General features: G+C 65.4%; 16 protein-coding genes and 1 pseudogene. 10 read left to right on the top strand and 7 right to left on the bottom strand.

Annotated elements, in window-relative coordinates; translation table 11 throughout:
* Window positions 1–4: 4 nt before the first annotated feature.
* Window positions 5–580, bottom strand: coding sequence for a sigma-70 family RNA polymerase sigma factor (locus AX725_RS08180; protein WP_060980066.1), 576 nt, complete (start codon window positions 578–580; stop codon window positions 5–7).
* 144 nt (window positions 581–724) lie between these two features.
* Entirely contained in the window at window positions 725–1,366 is a 642-nt protein-coding gene (locus tag AX725_RS08175; protein WP_060980065.1) for a peroxiredoxin-like family protein, read from the bottom strand.
* 163 nt (window positions 1,367–1,529) lie between these two features.
* Between AX725_RS08175 and AX725_RS08170 the strand changes: the two genes are divergently transcribed.
* The 5 genes and pseudogenes from AX725_RS08170 to AX725_RS21495 form a co-directional block, all read left to right on the top strand.
* Complete coding sequence (locus AX725_RS08170) at window positions 1,530–2,234, top strand: DUF6597 domain-containing transcriptional factor (protein ID WP_066045799.1); 705 nt, start codon at window positions 1,530–1,532, stop codon at window positions 2,232–2,234.
* A 4-nt stretch (window positions 2,235–2,238) separates the two neighbouring features.
* Window positions 2,239–2,691: a VOC family protein gene (locus AX725_RS08165; RefSeq protein WP_060980063.1), complete on the top strand. Its 453-nt coding sequence runs from the start codon at window positions 2,239–2,241 to the stop codon at window positions 2,689–2,691.
* Window positions 2,692–2,755: 64 nt separating this feature from the next.
* Window positions 2,756–3,295, top strand: a complete 540-nt coding sequence (locus AX725_RS08160) for a (2Fe-2S)-binding protein (RefSeq protein ID WP_067512079.1) — start codon at window positions 2,756–2,758, stop codon at window positions 3,293–3,295.
* Complete coding sequence (locus AX725_RS08155; protein WP_208598107.1) at window positions 3,295–5,559, top strand: xanthine dehydrogenase family protein molybdopterin-binding subunit; 2,265 nt, start codon at window positions 3,295–3,297, stop codon at window positions 5,557–5,559. The genes AX725_RS08160 and AX725_RS08155 overlap by 1 nt, the downstream gene beginning before the upstream one ends.
* Window positions 5,560–5,573: 14 nt before the next feature.
* A pseudogene (locus tag AX725_RS21495) lies at window positions 5,574–6,056 on the top strand (nucleotidyltransferase family protein); the annotation flags it as partial.
* Between the two features lie 23 nt (window positions 6,057–6,079).
* Here the strand turns inward: AX725_RS21495 and AX725_RS08145 are convergent.
* From AX725_RS08145 to AX725_RS08125, 5 genes are all read right to left on the bottom strand, one after another.
* Window positions 6,080–7,084 carry an XdhC family protein gene (locus tag AX725_RS08145; RefSeq protein WP_060980060.1) on the bottom strand — a complete coding sequence of 335 codons (1,005 nt, stop codon included), beginning with the start codon at window positions 7,082–7,084 and terminating at the stop codon, window positions 6,080–6,082.
* A gap of 57 nt (window positions 7,085–7,141) precedes the next feature.
* Entirely contained in the window at window positions 7,142–7,804 is a 663-nt protein-coding gene (locus tag AX725_RS08140; protein ID WP_208598106.1) for a hypothetical protein, read from the bottom strand.
* A gap of 17 nt (window positions 7,805–7,821) precedes the next feature.
* Entirely contained in the window at window positions 7,822–8,811 is a 990-nt protein-coding gene (locus tag AX725_RS08135) for a sterol desaturase family protein (RefSeq protein WP_060980059.1), read from the bottom strand.
* A 153-nt stretch (window positions 8,812–8,964) separates the two neighbouring features.
* The gene (locus AX725_RS08130; RefSeq protein WP_082730713.1) at window positions 8,965–9,885 is read right to left on the bottom strand and encodes an MBL fold metallo-hydrolase; all 921 of its coding nucleotides are present in this window, start codon (window positions 9,883–9,885) and stop codon (window positions 8,965–8,967) included.
* A 76-nt stretch (window positions 9,886–9,961) separates the two neighbouring features.
* Window positions 9,962–12,382 (bottom strand): TonB-dependent receptor, encoded by a 2,421-nt coding sequence (locus tag AX725_RS08125; protein ID WP_066114203.1) that lies wholly within the window; start codon window positions 12,380–12,382, stop codon window positions 9,962–9,964.
* A gap of 743 nt (window positions 12,383–13,125) precedes the next feature.
* On the opposite strand from AX725_RS08125, the gene AX725_RS08120 reads away from it, so the two are divergent.
* The 5 genes from AX725_RS08120 to AX725_RS08100 are packed head-to-tail and all read left to right on the top strand — an operon-like array spanning window position 13,126 to window position 17,135.
* Window positions 13,126–14,205 carry a putative urea ABC transporter substrate-binding protein gene (locus tag AX725_RS08120; RefSeq protein ID WP_060980057.1) on the top strand — a complete coding sequence of 360 codons (1,080 nt, stop codon included), beginning with the start codon at window positions 13,126–13,128 and terminating at the stop codon, window positions 14,203–14,205.
* A gap of 26 nt (window positions 14,206–14,231) precedes the next feature.
* On the top strand, window positions 14,232–15,047 hold the full coding sequence (locus AX725_RS08115; protein ID WP_060980056.1) for an ABC transporter permease: 816 nt from the start codon (window positions 14,232–14,234) through the stop codon (window positions 15,045–15,047).
* Window positions 15,044–15,838: an ATP-binding cassette domain-containing protein gene (locus tag AX725_RS08110; protein ID WP_060980055.1), complete on the top strand. Its 795-nt coding sequence runs from the start codon at window positions 15,044–15,046 to the stop codon at window positions 15,836–15,838. Before AX725_RS08115 ends, AX725_RS08110 begins: the two co-directional genes overlap by 4 nt.
* Window positions 15,838–16,314: a CopG family ribbon-helix-helix protein gene (locus AX725_RS08105; RefSeq protein ID WP_060980054.1), complete on the top strand. Its 477-nt coding sequence runs from the start codon at window positions 15,838–15,840 to the stop codon at window positions 16,312–16,314. The genes AX725_RS08110 and AX725_RS08105 overlap by 1 nt, the downstream gene beginning before the upstream one ends.
* Entirely contained in the window at window positions 16,311–17,135 is an 825-nt protein-coding gene (locus AX725_RS08100; RefSeq protein ID WP_060980053.1) for an urea amidolyase associated protein UAAP1, read from the top strand. The genes AX725_RS08105 and AX725_RS08100 overlap by 4 nt, the downstream gene beginning before the upstream one ends.
* Window positions 17,136–17,142 lie beyond the last annotated feature (7 nt).

The following is a 17,142-nucleotide window of genomic DNA, read 5'->3' as shown; positions in this document are numbered from 1 at the left end:
CCCTTCACTCTGCCGGCGCGGCGGCATAACCCGCAAGCTTCGCAAGACCGCGATGGATGTTGACCTTGACCAGCGATTCCGACTGGCCGGTCATCGCGGCGGCTTCCTCGATGCTGTAGCCCTTGAGCTTGACAAGGCGGATGACCGCGGTCTGGGCCGGACGCAGGCGGGAGAGCAGTTCCTCCAGCACGATCGCGCTGGTGACGCTGAACTCGTGATCGTCGACCTGCGGCTCGACCAGCTCCTCCTCGATCGATATGGTCGGCCTGCGTCCCATGGCGCGCAGCCGGTCGATCCACTTGTAGCGCGCGATCGTCGCCAGCCAGGGGCGGAACGGGCGACCGGGCTCGTAGGTGTGGCGCTTCTGGTGCACCGCGATGAGGCATTCCTGGGCCAGATCCTCGGCGATGCTCATCGGCAGGCGCCGCATGAAATAGCGCTCGAGCCAGGGTTGGATCTCGCCGAGCAGCCGGTTGTACGCGCCCCTGTGCCCCGCCAGCGCCGCCGCCATCAATCGACCCCATTCGTCCGGAGCGCAAGCGAGCGAGCGTTCGGCAACGGTGAGGCTTTCAGGGGCCATGATCGGTCTCCGGCCCGACGCGGAGGATGCCGCGTTCGGATGACCGTTTATCGCCGGAGGCCTTGTCGCCGTGAACGTATCAGGCGGGTATGGATTCGATACGCGTTGTGCATGAAGCGGCGGAATCCCGCCACAAACGGGGCTTCAGAGCTGCGTCAGCGCGGCCACCATCGCAGCGGGGTCGGCGCGGACGCGGAAGTCTGGATCGACGCATGCCTCTCGCACCAGACCGCGGGAATCGATCAGGAAGGTCGCGGGTATGGGGAGAATGCCGCTGGCCGTGCCATAAACATCGGTAAGGTCGAGCCCGGCGTCGTGGTAGCGCTGCAGCAGATCGGCCCCGGCATGATATGCCAGGCCTAGGTCGAGCGCCGCGCCATGGTCGATATCGCACAGCACGACCGCTTCGCCGCCGAGCATCGCATGGATGCGGTCTGCGCCACCTGCGATTTCACCGACCACGACGACCAGCCTGCCGCCCGCCGCCGCCAGTGCCGGCATCTGCTCGCGCCATTGTTCCAGCTCGCCCCGGCAATAGGGGCACCAGCCGCCGCGCACGAAGCTGACGATCATCGGGCGATTACCCTGCAGGGCCTGCAGGCTTTGATACTGCCCGTGATGGTCGGGAAGCTGCAGATCGGGAAAGGGTGCGCCTGCGCTCGGCGCGGAGCGGCCTGCCTCGAGTGCAGTCAGCCGGGCGACGAACCGGTCGTAGATTTCGCTCCAGCCGCTATCGCCGTTGGGGCGGCGCTGCAGGTCAGCATAAAGTCGGGTGGTCTGTTCCATCGCCAGCCTATGGACCCTGATCGTGCGCAAGAGAAGAGAGAGGGGTGTATCAAGTCGATACGCGCTGCGCATGGCGAAGGATGCGCATATGCTGTCCAACCGACTGCCTGCTTGACGCGGCGCGTGCACATGGCAAGCTGCCCGCTCCCTTGGGGTGCAGGCGATGATCGCATATTTCGAACGGCCGCCGGATCGGGCGCTCAGCTGGGCGGTCAAGGCGTTCTGGCATCTGGAGGGGCATTTGCTGGGCGAGGCCGCCGCCATTCCCAAGCCTTATGTCGAACTGGTGATCAGCCTGGGCGACGGCCATGAATGGAGCGCCGGCGAGCGCGCGACGGGCTTTGCGGGCGGATGGATCACGCCGATCCAGACCGGCCCACGCTTTTCTCGCTCGCTGGGGGTGACGCGGTTTGTTGCCGCGCGCCTGCACCCAGATGCCGCCATCCTGCTCTTCGGGCCGCTGCCGCTGGGCGATGGCGCGCCGCCGGTTCTGGCCGAGGACGTGATCGGTCGGGACTTCCGGGACCTGCGCGACCGGCTTGGCGAGCAGAGCCACCCTGCTGCGCGGATCGATCTGTTGCAAGCCTGGGTGGCCCGTCGCTTGCCGCCGCCGCCTGCCGGGCTGCGCGTCGCGCCTGCCGAACCCTGGCGCGCCGAGCAGCTCTGCCAGCTGCTCGGCTGGACCGACCGCGACCTGCGCCGCCGATTTGCCCGGACGATCGGCTGCTCGCAGGCATGCCGCCCTCGGCCTATCAGAAGCGGCGCGAGGCCGAAGGGCTCAACACCGCGCCGACCATGGCGCCGCGCGCGCCGGTTTTTCCAAGCCAGGCCGGGCGGGGCGTGGCAGACTCGGGGCTTGAGGAGGTGATGGCATGATCGTTTCGCGTTTTCCGTTCCGCTTCGTACTTGCGAGCGCGCTCGCCGCTGCCACGCTCCCATTCCATGCCACAGCACAGGAGGCACCGAAGCGCATGCCCGCCCCTATCGTCTATTTCGATATCGCAGGCCCTGCTGATGCCGGGCAGACCGCGTTCTATGAGAAGGTCTTCGGCTGGACCGCAGGGCCCGGGGGTGTCGTCGCGGTGCCGGTGAGCGGCCCGGTGCTGCCCGGAACGCTCCGCACCGATCCCATGCAGAAGGTGATCTATATCGGCGTGCCCGATGTCGCTGCCACCTTGACCGAAATCGAAGCGAATGGCGGCAAGACCGTCGCGCCGCGTTTCGAGGTGCCCGGCGTGGTGGTGCTCGGCCTGTTCACCGACCCTGCGGGCAATGCCATGGGTCTGGTCGAGCTGACCGCCGACGGACAGACGAAAATCCCCTGAATTTTTCGCGATCGGGCCGCGGATACCCGCGCGTTTCGTTTGCCGTTCTCCGGGCTTTGCTGCTATGCAACATCGCAGCAATAATCGGGGGAGCACGCGCGTGGCGATCGACTTCAAGGTGAATGGCAAACCGGTCAGCGTCGAGGCGGAGGCCGATACGCCTCTGCTCTGGGTGCTGCGCGAAGAGCTCGAGCTCACTGGCACCAAATTCGGCTGCGGCATCGCCGCCTGCGGCGCGTGCTCGGTGCATGTCGATGGAGAGCTGACCCGCTCGTGCAGCGTCCCGCTTGCCGATATGGCGGGCAAGTCGGTCACCACGATCGAGGGGCTGAAAGGGGCCGACGGCACGCTGCATGCGGTGCAGCAGGCCTGGATCGAGGCGCAGGTGCCGCAATGCGGATACTGCCAGTCGGGCCAGATCATGGCGGCGGTGGCGCTGATCGAGCGTACCGGCAGCCCCAGCGACGAACAGATCGACGAGGCGATGACCAATATCTGCCGTTGCGGCACCTATCCGCGCATCCGCAAGGCGATCCTCGCCGCGACCGGCAAGGCGGCAGCCGCGAGTGCGCCTGCGACTGCACCGGCGATGGGAGAGGCATGATGGCGGACAATCCCAATCCCGACATGGATGTGATGGAGCCTGCGACCCCGGTGAAGAAGAAGCGCGGCATCGTGCGCCGCGCGTTCCTGGTCGGCGGCGCGCTGCTCGTCGGCGGCGGCGTGTTCGGCGTCTACTGGTCCGACCGTTCGGCCAATGCGCGCGCCAAGGCGCTGACCGAGACGGGCAACGACCATAATTTCCTCAGCTGGATGAAGATCGCCGAGGACGACACAGTCACCGTCTATTCGCCCCATATCGATTTCGGCCAGGGCACGCACACGGCGATGGGGCAGATGCTCGCCGACGAGCTCGATGCCGACTGGTCGAAAGTGAAGGTCGAGCAGGCCCCGGCAGACCTGTCCTTTGCCAATGCCGCGCTGGGCCGCGGTTTCCTGCTCAGCGACTCCTCGATGCCGGGCGTGATCAACGCGCTGCCCAATGCAGTCATGGCAATGCTCGCGCGATCGATGCCGTTGCAGATCACCGGCGGCTCGTCGGCGGTGCGCTTTACCGGCCAGGTCGGCATGCGCGTGGTCGGGGCCTCGGTGCGCCTTGCGCTGATCGAGGAAGCCGCCGACCGGCTCGGCGTTCCGGCGAGCGAGCTGACCACGGCGGACAGCAAGGTGATCCATGCCAAATCGGGCAAGTCGCTGCGCTATGGCGAACTCGCCGCCGGTGCGGCGGAGCGCTCGCTGACCGGATCGCCCGAGCTCAAGTCGGCCAAGGACTACAAGCTGATCGGCAAGCCGGTCCCGCGCATCGACATCCCCGCCAAGGTGGATGGCAGCGCCAAATACGGCATCGATCTGGTGCTGCCCGATATGCGCGTGGCGACGATTGCGGCTGCGCCCGTGCGCGGTGGCAAGCTGGTTTCGGTCGATGAAAAGCCCGCGCTGGCCGTGGCCGGCGTCGAGAAGGTGATCAAGCTCGATGACGCCGTGGTGGTCGTCGCCAAGCGCTACTGGCAGGCGCTCAAGGGCCTGCAGGCGCTGACCCCCAAATTCTCCGATGGCGGGCATGGCGCGCTCACCAGCGAGACGATCCATGCCGCACAGGTCAAGCTGCGCCAGACCGGCGAGCCCGAGGGCGAGGCGGGCGATGGCGATGTCGCGGCGGCGTTCAAGGCCCCGGGCGCAAAGCTCGTCACCGCCGATTATCGCGTGCCGTTCCTGCACCATGCGATGATGGAGCCGTTCGCGCTCACCGGCCATTACAAGAACGGCAAGCTGACGCTTTGGGGCGGATTGCAGGACCCGCTCACCACCCGCGATCGCGCTGCCAAGGCGGCGGGGCTGGGCATCGACGATGTCGCGTTCAACCCGATGATCATGGGTGGCGGCTTCGGTCGGCGCTTCCCCAATGTCACCGAGATTATCGACCAGGTGGCGGTGATCGCCAAGCAGGTGCCCTATCCGGTCAAGCTGGTGTGGAGCCGCGAGGAAGAGGTGCGCCACGGCACCTATCGCCCACAATCGTCGAGCCAGTTCAAGGCCTCGCTGAGCAACGACGGCAAGATTACCGGCTGGCAGGCCGATTATGTGCAGAGCGACACCGCCGAGGGCGAGGTGACGTTCATCTACGACATTCCCGCCGTCTCGCGCCGCCATTTCAAGTACCAGTCGAACCAGAATGACGGGCCGTGGCGCTCGGTCAATTCGACCCAGTTCGGCTTCTACAACGAAAGCTTCATGGACGAGCTCGCCAAGGCGGCGGGCGAGGACCCGTATCAATTCCGCCGCAAGCACCTGGCCGAAGGTTCGCGCCACCGCGCGGTGCTCGATATGGTCGCCAAGCGATCGGGCTGGGGCACGCCGCTGCCCGAAGGCACCGGGCGCGGCATCGCGATCGTCGAGAGCTTCGGCACGATCGTTGCCGAAGTGGTCGAGGCGACGGTCAAGGAAGACGGCCGTCCCAAGGTGCTGAAAGCCTGGGCGGTGGTCGATTGCGGCACAACGGTGAACCCGCTCAACGCCGAAGCGCAGATTGCCGGCGGGCTGATCATGGGGCTGTCTTCGGCGATCGGTGAAGAGATCACGCTCGACAAGGGCGCGGTGGTGCAGAGCAATTTCAACGATTACGAGCTGATCAGGCTGGCCGATGCGCCGCCGCAGATCGACGTGCACTTCATCGAAAGCGGCGCGAAGATCGGTGGCATCGGCGAGCCCGGGTTGCCGCCGGCGACGCCTGCGCTGGCAAACGCGCTGTTCGCCGCGACCGGCAAGCGCATCCGTACCCTGCCACTGCGCGACCAGGCCAAGGCCTGATCGCCGCGCGTTCAATGGCGCTGCCCGGCTGGTGCGCCGTCATCCTGGCGGCAGGCGCGGGGCGGCGGTTCGGCGGGGGCAAGCTGCTCGCGCCGCTCGATGGTGTGCCGATGATCCGTCGCACTGCCCAGGCGGTGACAGCCGGGGGCTTTGATGAGGTGCTGGTCGTCGTCGGCGAGCATGGTCGTTCGATCGGTGACGCGCTGGCCGGGCTGGACTGCCATCTGGTCGAGGCTGCAGACTGGCAGCAGGGCATATCCGCTTCGATCCGCGCGGGTGTTGCCAGCCTGCCGGACGAGAGCGAAGGGGCATTCCTGTTCCTGGGCGACATGCCGCTGGTGCCGGTCGCCTTGTGCGGCGAACTGGCGCGGCTCGCCCAGCGCTCGGGCTATGCCGCGCGGCCCAGGGTCGATGGCAAGCCCGGCCATCCGGTCTGCTTCGTGCGTTCCGCCTTGCCTGATCTGATGCAGCTTTCGGGCGACCGCGGGGCAGGGGATGCGCTCAAGGACAGGGCGCTCGCCTATCTCGATACCGACGATAGCGGCGCGCTGCTCGATATCGATGATGCGGCCTCGCTGGCGCTGGCCGAGCGTGCGTGGAACTCGCGCGCGACATCGGCGACCACCGACAGCGCGATATCGCGCGGAGCCTTGCCGAAGCCCTGAAGCCCGATCGGTGCGCGCAGCCGCGCGATCTCTGCCTCACTCACGCCCTGGCGGCGCAACTGGTCGATGCGTCCGTCGAGCCGAATGCGCGCGCCGATCGCGCCGACATAGAAGGCAGGCGAGATGAGCGCGGCGGCGAGCCCGGCTTCGTCATCCTCGCGATCGTGCGACAGCACCGCCACCGCCGTCCACCGGTCGAGCCCAATCGCCTTGAGCGCGTCGGCGGGCGAGGCGCGATGATAGGACAGTCCCGGCCATGGCGTGGCTTCGGGGCCGTTGGGGGTGACCAGCGCCACCTCCATTCCCATCGCCTGGCCGAGCGTCGCGCAGGCGAGCGCCGTCGCATCCTCGCCGATCAGCACCAGCCGCAGGACAGGATCGTAGCGCTTCGAGTAGCGGCGAGCATTCCAGGCGAAGCGCGGTACATCGTCGGAGGAAAGCGCCTCGCGCGCTGTTCCATCGCTGGACCACAGAACCGGATGTCGCGACTGAAAGCCATCCAGCAGCGCAGACACTGCCGGGTCATCGCCGCGCAGCGGCTCGACCAGCACCGAGATGCCGGTGCCGCAGGCGAGCCGAATGTCGATCCACGGGCTGCCCTCGCCATAGCGCAGCAGTCTCGGCTTGCCCTCGGCCATCGCTTCGCGGGCGTGCCGCGCGACATCGGCCTCGATACAGCCGCCCGAGAGATAGCCCCAATGCTGATCGCCGGTGATCAGCATCTGTGCCCCGATCTCGCGCGGGGCAGGGCCCGAGGTCTCGACCAGCGTGGCGATGGCGAACGGTTCGCCTGCGCTGTGCAATTGCATCAGCAGCGGGCGGATATCATCGGTCTGCGCGTCGAAGGGCCATCTGCTCATGCTGGACCAATTAGGGTGCGCCGGCGCAAACGGCAATCGCGTCGCGATCGGGAAAGCTTAGTCTCCCGCCAGGCTGCGCAGGAAGCGCCTGCGGATCAGCCGATCTTCTAGAATGCGACCGATCACGTAGAGCAGCGCGAACAGCCCGGCGAACACATAGGCAGAGGTCGGCGAGAAGCGGTCCTTGCCGCCTTCTTCCTTCTTCTTGTCCTTCTCATCCTTCTTGGGCTTTTCGGGCGCGGGGGCACCAAGCATCTGGTCGATCCAGTGCAGTTCGCGGACCTTGTCCTTTTCCTGGTCCTTCTTCTTGTCCGCCTGCTCGGTGTCGGGCTTGGCCAATATGCCGACCCCGACGATGATCTGGCCGAAGGCGACAAACAGCAAGGGCGCGAGGAAGCAGAACAGCAGCGACTTGCTGGTCATCCAGAAGTGCAGCACGCCGCCACCGGGCTGGCTCTCGACGCGCAGCTCGCCCCGATCATAGATCGACATGCGGTCCTGCGCGAGCGGGTCCTTCTTGGTGAAGGTCAGGCGCCCCTCGGCCCGATCGAAGCTGGTGCCGGGTTCACGGAAGAACGGTTCGAGCCTCGCAAAGGCCTCGTCCGCGCTCTGGCCCTGGGGCAGCGGCAATTCACCGCGTACCGTCCAAATCCAGTCGATCAGTCGCATCCAGCTGCGCCTGTCGCTGGCTGCGGCCATGCCGGGAAGCGTGTCGCTCACGCTGTGCGCCTGACCGGTCATTCTGCGGGCACTGCCGTGGTATCATGGCCTTTGCCGAACTTTTCCTTCATCGTCTTCCAGCCTTCGGTGAAGGGATAGGTCATCTGTTCGCGGATCGACATGCGACGACCGCCTTCCATGCCGAGCAATTCGGCCTCGCCATCGACACAGGTGCCGAACATGCGGTCGATGAAGATGAAATTGCTGGCATAGTTGCTGCGCGTCGCCTCGAAATCGAGCGAATGGTGCAGGCTGTGATGCTCGGTGGTGTTGAACAGGAAGCGCCACCAGGCGGGCGTGTTGAAGCGCACGTTGATATGCTGGTACACGCCGATCGACATGCCGATGGCCCCGGCGAGCAGCGCGGCCCGCGGCAGGAAGTCGAACAGGCCGCCGATGCCCAGCCCGATCAGGAACAGCTCGACCGGATTGCCGACCGCGCCTTTGTTGATGTTGAGCTGGGTAATGTAATGGTGCACCGAATGGGTGAGCCAGAGCGGGTACCAGTTGTGCATCCCGCGATGCATCCAGTACTGGCCGAAATCGAAGATGAACAGGATCAGGAATGCCTGGACCAGCAGCGGCAGGCCGGTGAACCAGGCGAACTTGTCCCAGTCGAAGCTGCTCAGCAGGTTCTCGATCAGCACGTCGCTGCCGATGAAATTGTCGACCAGATTGAGGATGGTATAGCCCAGGCCCACATAGAACAGGTCGGTGACGCATTCCTTCCAGGTCAGCTCCCAGCTCTTGTAGCGCGGGTTGACCCATTCGAGCGCGAGCAGCAGCGCGCGAAACGCGATGCCGATGCCGATCGCGGTCGAGGCCTTGGCGATCGAATTGGGCGCATAATACCAGAACGCGATCATCGAAAAGAGCACGGCAGGCTGGAACCAGGTGAAGAACAGCCGCTTGAACGGGCCGCCTTCGACCTTGGGCACGTTCTCCCAGCCGATGGTGACGGGCGAATCTGCCCCGATGATGCGGTTGCCGACGCGGACTCCGTTCATGTGCCTGTACTCACGTTGCGGTCCCGGGCTGCCGGCATAGGGCAGCGCTGAAGGCGGGACGGTTGAGGTTCGCAGTGGAAAGAGCGTTGTAAAATCCGGGCCATCACGCCAGACGGCATTGGCCAATAGTTCCCATAGACCTCATCTATGCGGTCATTCGTCACGGGGCGGCACCGGTACGATGATGAAGCGGTCATGGACCTGCGACTGGCCCGGTGTGTCGAGCTTCGCCCTGAGCCCCTGGCGTAGCTTGGCGATCTCGCTTGCTGGCAGCTCGAGCGGATGCTCGTTCGGATGTTCCAGCGCCTCGTGCGCATAATCGCGCCCCGGCGCGCGCGTCATCTCGATATGCGCGCCGAGCACGGCGCGGATCGGATGCGTGCGCACGAAAGCGCTCAGCCGGTCGATGCTGGCGCGGTTGTCGCCGAGGAAATTGACCGGCACGTAGAGCCGCCCGGGATAGAGCGTGTCGCCCGAGAGCAGGATCTTGAGGCGCGGGTCATAGACCATCATCGCTGCGGCCTGATGCCCCGGCGTCGGGATGATCGACAGCGCCCGGCCGCCGAGATCGAAGGTCGCGATATCGCCGGGCCAGCGCTTGATGCCGAAAAAGGCTGCGACATCCGCCGGTTTCAGCCCGACCAGCACGGTATCGGGCCGGTCGCGAAAGGCGGCATCGCCTGCGATATGGTCGCCATGCGCATGGCTGTGCGCGACGACCAGCGGGATGGCCTGGCGGCCATGCGCGGCGAGCCATTCGGCGATCACCCGGTCGACCACCGGGCGGATGACTCCGCCTTCCGCGCCGGTATCGATCAGCAGCGCCTTGTCGCGCCCGAACAGCAGATAGAGAAACGGCGCCTCGAAATTGGTCTTGACCGACTGGCGGATGACGAACGTGTCGGCGTCGAGCGACTGCACTTGCGCGACCGGTTCGGCGCCGTTGGTGCCGTCGATCCAGCGTTCGGCGAACAGCCGGGGCAGGGGGGCAGCGGGTTCGGCGGCAAGCCCGCCCGAGGTCGCCAGCACCACGGCGAGCCCCGCAAATCCCGGAATTCGGCTTTTGGCTGTCATCACCTGGCCCCCTTGCTGGCGGGTCGCATGGGGCGGGACCGGCCTTGCCCAACCGGCCCCGCGCCCAAGCCTGCGATCAGAACCTGAACCGAGCCTCCAGACCCAGGGTCATCGGGTTGATGACGCTGTTGCGCAGATAGCGCAGCCGGACGCCGTCGTTCAGACCGACGCGCGAGCGATCGTTCGACACCGCGTTGACCGCATATTTGTCGAAGATGTTGTTGGCCCAGACGCCAAGGCTGTAGCGGTCGGTCTCGTAGAAGACCGAGGCGCGGTGGGTGGTGAAGCCGGGCAGCTTGTCGCCGAACGCGCGATCCCAGCCCAGCCGGGTGACGTCATTGCCGCGATAGGTCGCGGTCCAGTCGGCGACGATGTTGCCGTCCATGAACGGCGCGGTATAGGTCGCGCCTAGTGCGCCGCTGGTCCTGGCCGAACCCGGCAGCCGGTCGCCCGACAGCGCGTCGAGCTGGATCGGACGGCTGGGATAGATTCCTGCCGGGCTGTTGACCGCGATGATCCCCGGCACGTCCTGGGTCAGCCGCGCGTCGAGATAGGAGAAATTGCCCTGGATGGTGAAGCGGGGCAGCGGGCGCAGCTGGAACGAGGTTTCGAAGCCCTCGGACTTGCCGGTGCCGCCATTGACGGTGATCCCGACCACGCCGTTGACCGTCGCCGAGGCGACCTGAATGCCGTTCCACTTGATCTGGAACACGTTGAAGTTGAACGTCAGCATGTTGTCGAACAGCTCGGTACGGATGCCGAGTTCCAGGTTCTTGGTGGTATCCGGGCCGAACTGCTGCTCGTTGGGCAGCGCACAGACATTCTGCTGGTTCGGATTGAGCGGCAGCACGCATGGTGCCACGGTATTCGGCCCGCCCAGGCGATAGCCCTTCGAATAGGTCGCATAGACCATGATATCGTCGGTGATGTTGTACGAGCTGTTGAACTTCCATACCCAGCCGCTCTTCTTGGCGACGCCGCCCGCCGAGGGCAGGTCATAGGGGCTCAGGGGTTCGCCAAGCAGCGGCAGCACCGCGCGGCCCGCGACTTCGGAGCGATAGCCGAAATAGCGCGCACCCGCCGTGACCTGCCATTCGGGCGTGACGCGGAAGGTGCCTTCGCCGAAGATCGCGCGCTCGGTCACCCGCGAGCGGTTGAACGAGACATATTCGAGCTCGAGCGGGTTGGGCAACGTGCCGAAGGCAACGAACGGGTGGCCCGGCAGCCGCTCGCGATAGTCGTTCTGCAGCGTGCGGCGGTTGTAGAATGCGCCCAGTACCCAGTTGAACGGCCCGCCATGGCGCGAGACGAAGCGCACTTCCTGGTTGAACTGCTTGCGCCGGTTGGTGCTTTCGTTGAAGCTCGAAAAGGCCGGGAAGGATTCATAGCCATAATCGAGGTCGAGCAGCAGATCGGTATTGTCGCCCACCTGCTCGTTCTTGACATCGGTATGCGCGGTGGTCGCCACCAGATCGGCGATATTGCCGATATTGGCGTTGATTTCCGCGCTGATCAGATGCGCGCGGCGATTGACCGGCTCGAGAAAGCGCGCCGCGCTTTCATACCGCCCGGTGCCGAACACGAAATCGCTGTTCGACTGGCGGCCATCGGTCTTGGTGCGCTGAAACGCATAGGTGATGTTGAGCTTGAAGTCCTCGCTTGCCTGATAGAGCAGCTGGTTGCGCGTGCTGATCGTCTTCTCGAAATTGACGTCGTTCTCGCGGCGCAGGTTGGCGGCATAACCCGCCGCGCTGATGAAATTGGGGCCGTTGGGCTGGGGCAGCGAAACGCCCGGCCGCTGCAGAAGCAGCGTATAGTCGATAAAGCCGGGATCGTAGAAATAGCCGGTGGAACTGCGGAAGGCGAGGTGATCCTTGATGATCGGGATGTTGATCACGCCATCGGCCTGATAGCCCAGCTTGCTGCTGTGCTGCTTGGCGTAGAAACGGCCGTGCACCTCGCCTTCGAAGCTTTCGAGATTGGGGCGGTTGGGGATGTTGCGGATCGCGCCGGCCAGCGTTCCCAGCCCGTAGAGCGTGCCTTGCGGGCCGAGCAGAACCTCGACACGGGCGATATCGAGCAGCTTGAAATCGTAATAGAGCGGTACTTCGCCCAGATACAGGCCGAGCGCGTCATCGAATGAGGCGCCGTTTGCGCTGGTGTCCGAAGCGTTGAGGCCGCGCAGCACGATGGCGCCGGTCGATCCGGGGCCGGTGTCGGAGATGGTCAGGCCCGGGGTGAAATCGGCAATGTCGCGCACATCGTCGATGCGCTGGCGGGCGAGCTGCTCGTCGCCGATCGCGCTGATGTTGATCGGCACGTCCTGGATCGAGGTCGCGCGGCGGGTCGCGGTCACGACGATGACGTTGCTGCCGCCTTCCTGTTCGGTATCCTGCGCGTCATCACCCGCAATGTCCTGCGCAAAGGCAGGCGCGGTGCCCATGCCCATCAACATGGTAGCGCCCAGCAAGGTGGCGCGGAACAGCTTGTTCGTCATCTTCAGACCCCCAATTCTTGGTGAGCCTTTTCAAATGACACCCGTCTCCCCTGGGGTTCTGGCGATGCCGACCCCTTGATCGCCGGTTTTCCGGCCTGTTCTCCCTGAAACTCCCCACACGCGCCGCCTTGTCTGCGCGCGCGCCATTGCACGTCGCGCGGCGGTCTTGCCTGCGGGGGTAGATATCGCTTTGCGTAGGGTGATCGTGCCGTCTGCGCGGTGCGCAGCGCCTTGTCTGATATCCGAACAGGCCGGCTTTCGATCCACGGACCCTCGCTTGCGAACAGTCGATAGTGCCGCTGGCGGACTGCCAGCGACATCCAATACGGTATGGATATTACGGAATGCGTCAAGCGTAATAATTTTGCACTTGCTCAGTATGAACGGCATTTCGTGCTGCACTGCAAAAAATGACGGGATTGACGCGGTTTGATGGCCGATCGCACAGCCCGCCCCTAACGCAGAAACGCTTCGCGGATGAGGCGCGAATCATACCGGCGAATCACATGCTGCGGAAGGTCGGCGCCTGGCCGAGCGAATCACCGTCCGCTGAACTGGCGCGGTTTTTCGGGCTTTGCAGGGCTATCAGTTGCGCAAAGCGAACCCTGACAGCTGGGCGCCGCGGACCAGCGGAGGAAGTGTGCGCTGTCCGACGGTTATTACGTTTTTCACTCATGGTAATATTTTCTGCTGGACAAGCCTGTCTGCGCTCGTGATGCTGCACTGCGAAAGGGGACCGAATCATGACGAGGCTGTTGCGCAGGCTTTCCACCCTTCTGGCGATGCTGGGGGCTTTCGCGCTCGCCGCCTGTTCCGGTTCCCCCGGGCCCGCCAAGCCAAAGACCGAATTCAATATCGGCTGGTCGATCTATGCCGGATGGATGCCCTGGCCTTATGCGCAGCAAGCGGGCATCGTGAAGAAATGGGCCGACAAATACGGCATCAAGATCAACTTCGTGCAGGTCAACGACTATGTCGAGTCGGTCAACCAGTACACGGCGGGCAAGTTCGATGGCGTCACCGTCGCCAATATGGACGCGCTGACCATTCCCGCGGCGGGCGGCAAGGATACCACCGCGGTCATTATCGGCGACTATTCGAACGGCAATGATGGTGTGCTGCTGAAAGGCGCGAACAGCCTGGCGGCGATCAAGGGCCGCCAGGTCTATCTGGTCGAGCTTTCGGTTTCGCATTATCTGCTCACCCGCGCGCTCGAAAAGGCGGGGCTCAAGTCGACCGACGTCAAGACGGTGAACACGTCCGATGCGGACATCGTCGCGGCCTTTGGCGCGGCGGATGTCAACGCTGCGGTGGCGTGGAACCCGCAGCTTTCGGTGATGAAGGGTGAGCCCGGCGTTACCCAGGTGTTCAGTTCCGCCGATATTCCGGGCGAGATTCTCGACCTGATGGTGGTCGACACTGCGACGCTCAAGGCCAATCCGAACCTGGGCAAGGCGCTCGCGGGCATCTGGTACGAGACGGTGGCGCTGATGCAGCGCGACGATGCGGAAGGCAAGGCCGCGCGCGCCGCGATGGCCAAGCTTTCGGGCGCGACACCCGAAATGTTCGACAGCCAGCTCAAGACGACGTTCCTTTACGCCGATCCCAAGGCGGCGGTCGCGGCGGCGACCTCTCCGGCGCTGGTCAACACGATGACGCAGGTGCGCGATTTCAGCTTCTCCAAGGGCCTGTTCAAGGGCGCGGCGAGCGCTGACGCAGTGGGTATCGCGTTCCCCGGCGGCAAGGTGCTGGGCGATCCGGCGCGGGTGACGCTGCGCTTCGACGATGCGTTCATGAAGCTCGCCGCCGACGGCAAGCTGTAAGCGCGGATCGGGGCAGGGGAACGGCGATGCGCTGGGTCAACCGACATCCGAAAAAGGGCGAACGCATTTTGCTCGGCGCACTGCCGGTCGCGGTGCTGCTGATCGCCTATCTGATCGTCGCGGCGCAGCGCCATGCCGACAATCCGTTCGATAAAATCCTGCCGCTGCCCGGGGCGATGGGGCAGGCGATGTCGGCGCTGATGTTTCAGGCGGATCAACTTACCGGGCAGGTCACCTTCTGGGCCGATACGCTCGCCAGCCTGCAGCGCCTCGGTCTGGGCCTGGGCATTGCGACACTGACCGCGCTGGTCGTCAGCCTGGTGCTGGGGGTGCTGCCGCCGGTTCGCGCCACCTTCGGGCCTTTGGTCACCGGTATCGCGGTCATCCCGCCGATCGCGCTGCTGCCGATCCTGTTCATCGCGCTGGGCCTGGGGGAAACCGCCAAGGTCGCGCTGATCGCCATCGGCGTCGCGCCGGTGATGATCCGCGATATCGCCGCCTATATCGCCGCGCTCCCCGCCGAACAGGTGATCAAGGCGCAGACCCTGGGGGCAAACTCCTGGCAGATCATGATCCGCGTCGCGCTGCCCCAGGCGATGCCACGCCTGATCCACGCTGTCCGGCTGGCGCTCGGCCCGGCCTGGGTGTTCCTGATCTCGGCCGAGGCGATCGCGGCGGATGTGGGGCTGGGCTACCGCATCTTCCTCGTCCGCCGTTACCTCTCGATGGACGTGATCCTGCCCTATGTCGCGTGGATCGCGCTGCTCGCGATCGTGATGGACTGGGCGCTCGCGCTGACCAGCCGCAAGGCCTTTCCCTGGGCGGAAGGGCAGGGCCGATGAGCGCCGCGCCGATCCTCAGCCTCCAGAACGTCTGGGTCGAATATGGCGACAAGATTGTGCTGGAAAAGGTCGATCTGGACATCCAGCCCGGCTCGTTCGTGTCGATCGTCGGCCCCTCGGGCGCTGGCAAGTCGAGCCTGCTGCGCGTCGTCCTGGGCCAGGAGCGCCCGACGCGCGGGGTGATCGAACTCGACGGCCAGCCGCTTGCGCCCGAATGCGGGCCCGATCGCGGGGTAGTGTTCCAGCGCTATTCGGTGTTCCCACACCTTTCCGCGCTGGGCAATGTGATGTTCGGGCTCGAATGCGAACAGGCGCCGCTCAGCGCCCGGCTGTTCGGATCGGCGCGCAAGGCGGCGCGAGCGCGGGCCGAGGAGATGCTCGTCGCGGTCGGCCTTGGCGACAGCATGCACCAATATCCTGCGCAGCTTTCCGGGGGGATGCAGCAGCGGCTCGCTATCGCACAGGCGCTGATCAAGCGGCCGCGCATCCTGCTGCTCGACGAACCCTTCGGCGCGCTCGATCCCGGCATCCGCGCCGACATGCACGCGCTGATCAGCCAACTGTGGAGCGATTATGCGCTGACCATCATCATGGTCACGCACGACATTCGCGAGGCGTTCACGCTCGGCACGCGCGTGCTCGCGCTCGACAAGCGTCGGCACGATCCGCACGCGCCACACCGCTTCGGCGCGACCGCTGTCTATGACCTGACTCTCAACAAGAAGAGCAACCCGGAAGAGCCTGAAAAACCGGCGGTTCTGGAGATTGCCAAGACCCAGGAGAACGCATGATGGGAACCGAGCCGACCAGTGTCGCGCGGTTATCGATGAGCCTGCCGAGCGAGCTGTTCCGTCAGCTCGACATGATGGTCGAGGAACGCGGGCTGCCCTCGCGCTCGCAGCTGATTGCAGAGCTGATCCGCCATGCGCTCGCCGCGCACGAGGCGACGACGCGGCCCGACGAGATGCTCGCGGGCACGCTGACCATCGTCTATCGCGGCGACCGGGGCCGGGTGCGCCATCAACTCGCGCAGACCCAGGCCGAATATCTGAAGGAGGTCATCTCCTCGCAGCACGTGTTTCTCGAGGACGACCAGTCGCTTGAGGTGTTGCTGGTCCAGGGCCCCGCCGTCCGCCTCAACGAGCTGTGCGATGCGCTGCGCCGGGTGCGCGGCGTGCACCAGCTGCAACTCGTCACCACCACCGCCCTGCTGCCCCCGCTCTACGAGCCGGACGCGGGCGAACATGCCAAGGGAGCCGCTGCATGACCGCCGTTTTGAGCGATCCGTCCGCCGCCCGCGCCCATGCGCGGAGCATGGCCGGGACCAAAGTGGAATCGATGCCGGTGCTGCCGCCAATTGCCGACGACCTGCCCGAGGGCGTCGCGAGTGAAGACCTGCTCTGGGAAGAGACGATCGCGCCGGGCGGCTATGCGACGCGCAAGCTCGCGCGGAGCACCCGGCTCAGGCTGATCGACCTCAAGGGCGATGCCTGTGCCGGGCTGCAGCTGTTCAACGCCGAGATGCCGACCGAGCGGCTGAATGTCGCGGACACGGTCAAGGTGCAGTGGAACGCCTATCTGGGCGCAGGCAAGCTTCTGCTGTCGGACATGGGCCGCGTGCTGATGAGCATCGTCGAGGACGGAGCCGGCACGCACGACGCGTTCTGCGGCACGTCCAACGCTCAGACCAATGCCGCGAAATATGGTGAGGGTGCCAATTACAGCCCCTGTCCCAATGGCCGCGAACGGTTTCTGCTCGGCGCGGCCAAGCACGGGCTGGGGCGGCGCGACGTGCATCCGTGCATCAACCTGTTCAAGGGCGCGATCATCGCCGAGGATGGCAGCATCGTGCCGGATGTCGGCCCGTTCGAGGGCGGGCGCAGCGTGCTGCTGCGCGCCGAGATGGACGTGATCGTGGTGATCGCCAACGTGCCGCATGTGCTCGATGCCCGCCCGGCATATAGCGTCACACCGCTGCGCGTCACCGCCTGGCGCGGGGAGGTGACTCCGGAAACCGACCCTATCCGTAACGCGACGCCGGAGGGCCACCGCGCCTTCTTGAACGTCGAAGACTATTTCCGTCGCTGATCGCAGG

The organism is Blastomonas sp. CCH9-A1, assembly GCF_001557175.1.
Taxonomy (GTDB): domain Bacteria; phylum Pseudomonadota; class Alphaproteobacteria; order Sphingomonadales; family Sphingomonadaceae; genus Blastomonas; species Blastomonas delafieldii_A.
The sequence above is the reverse complement of the archived record's forward strand: the minus strand, read 5'-3'. Positions and strand labels throughout refer to the sequence as shown.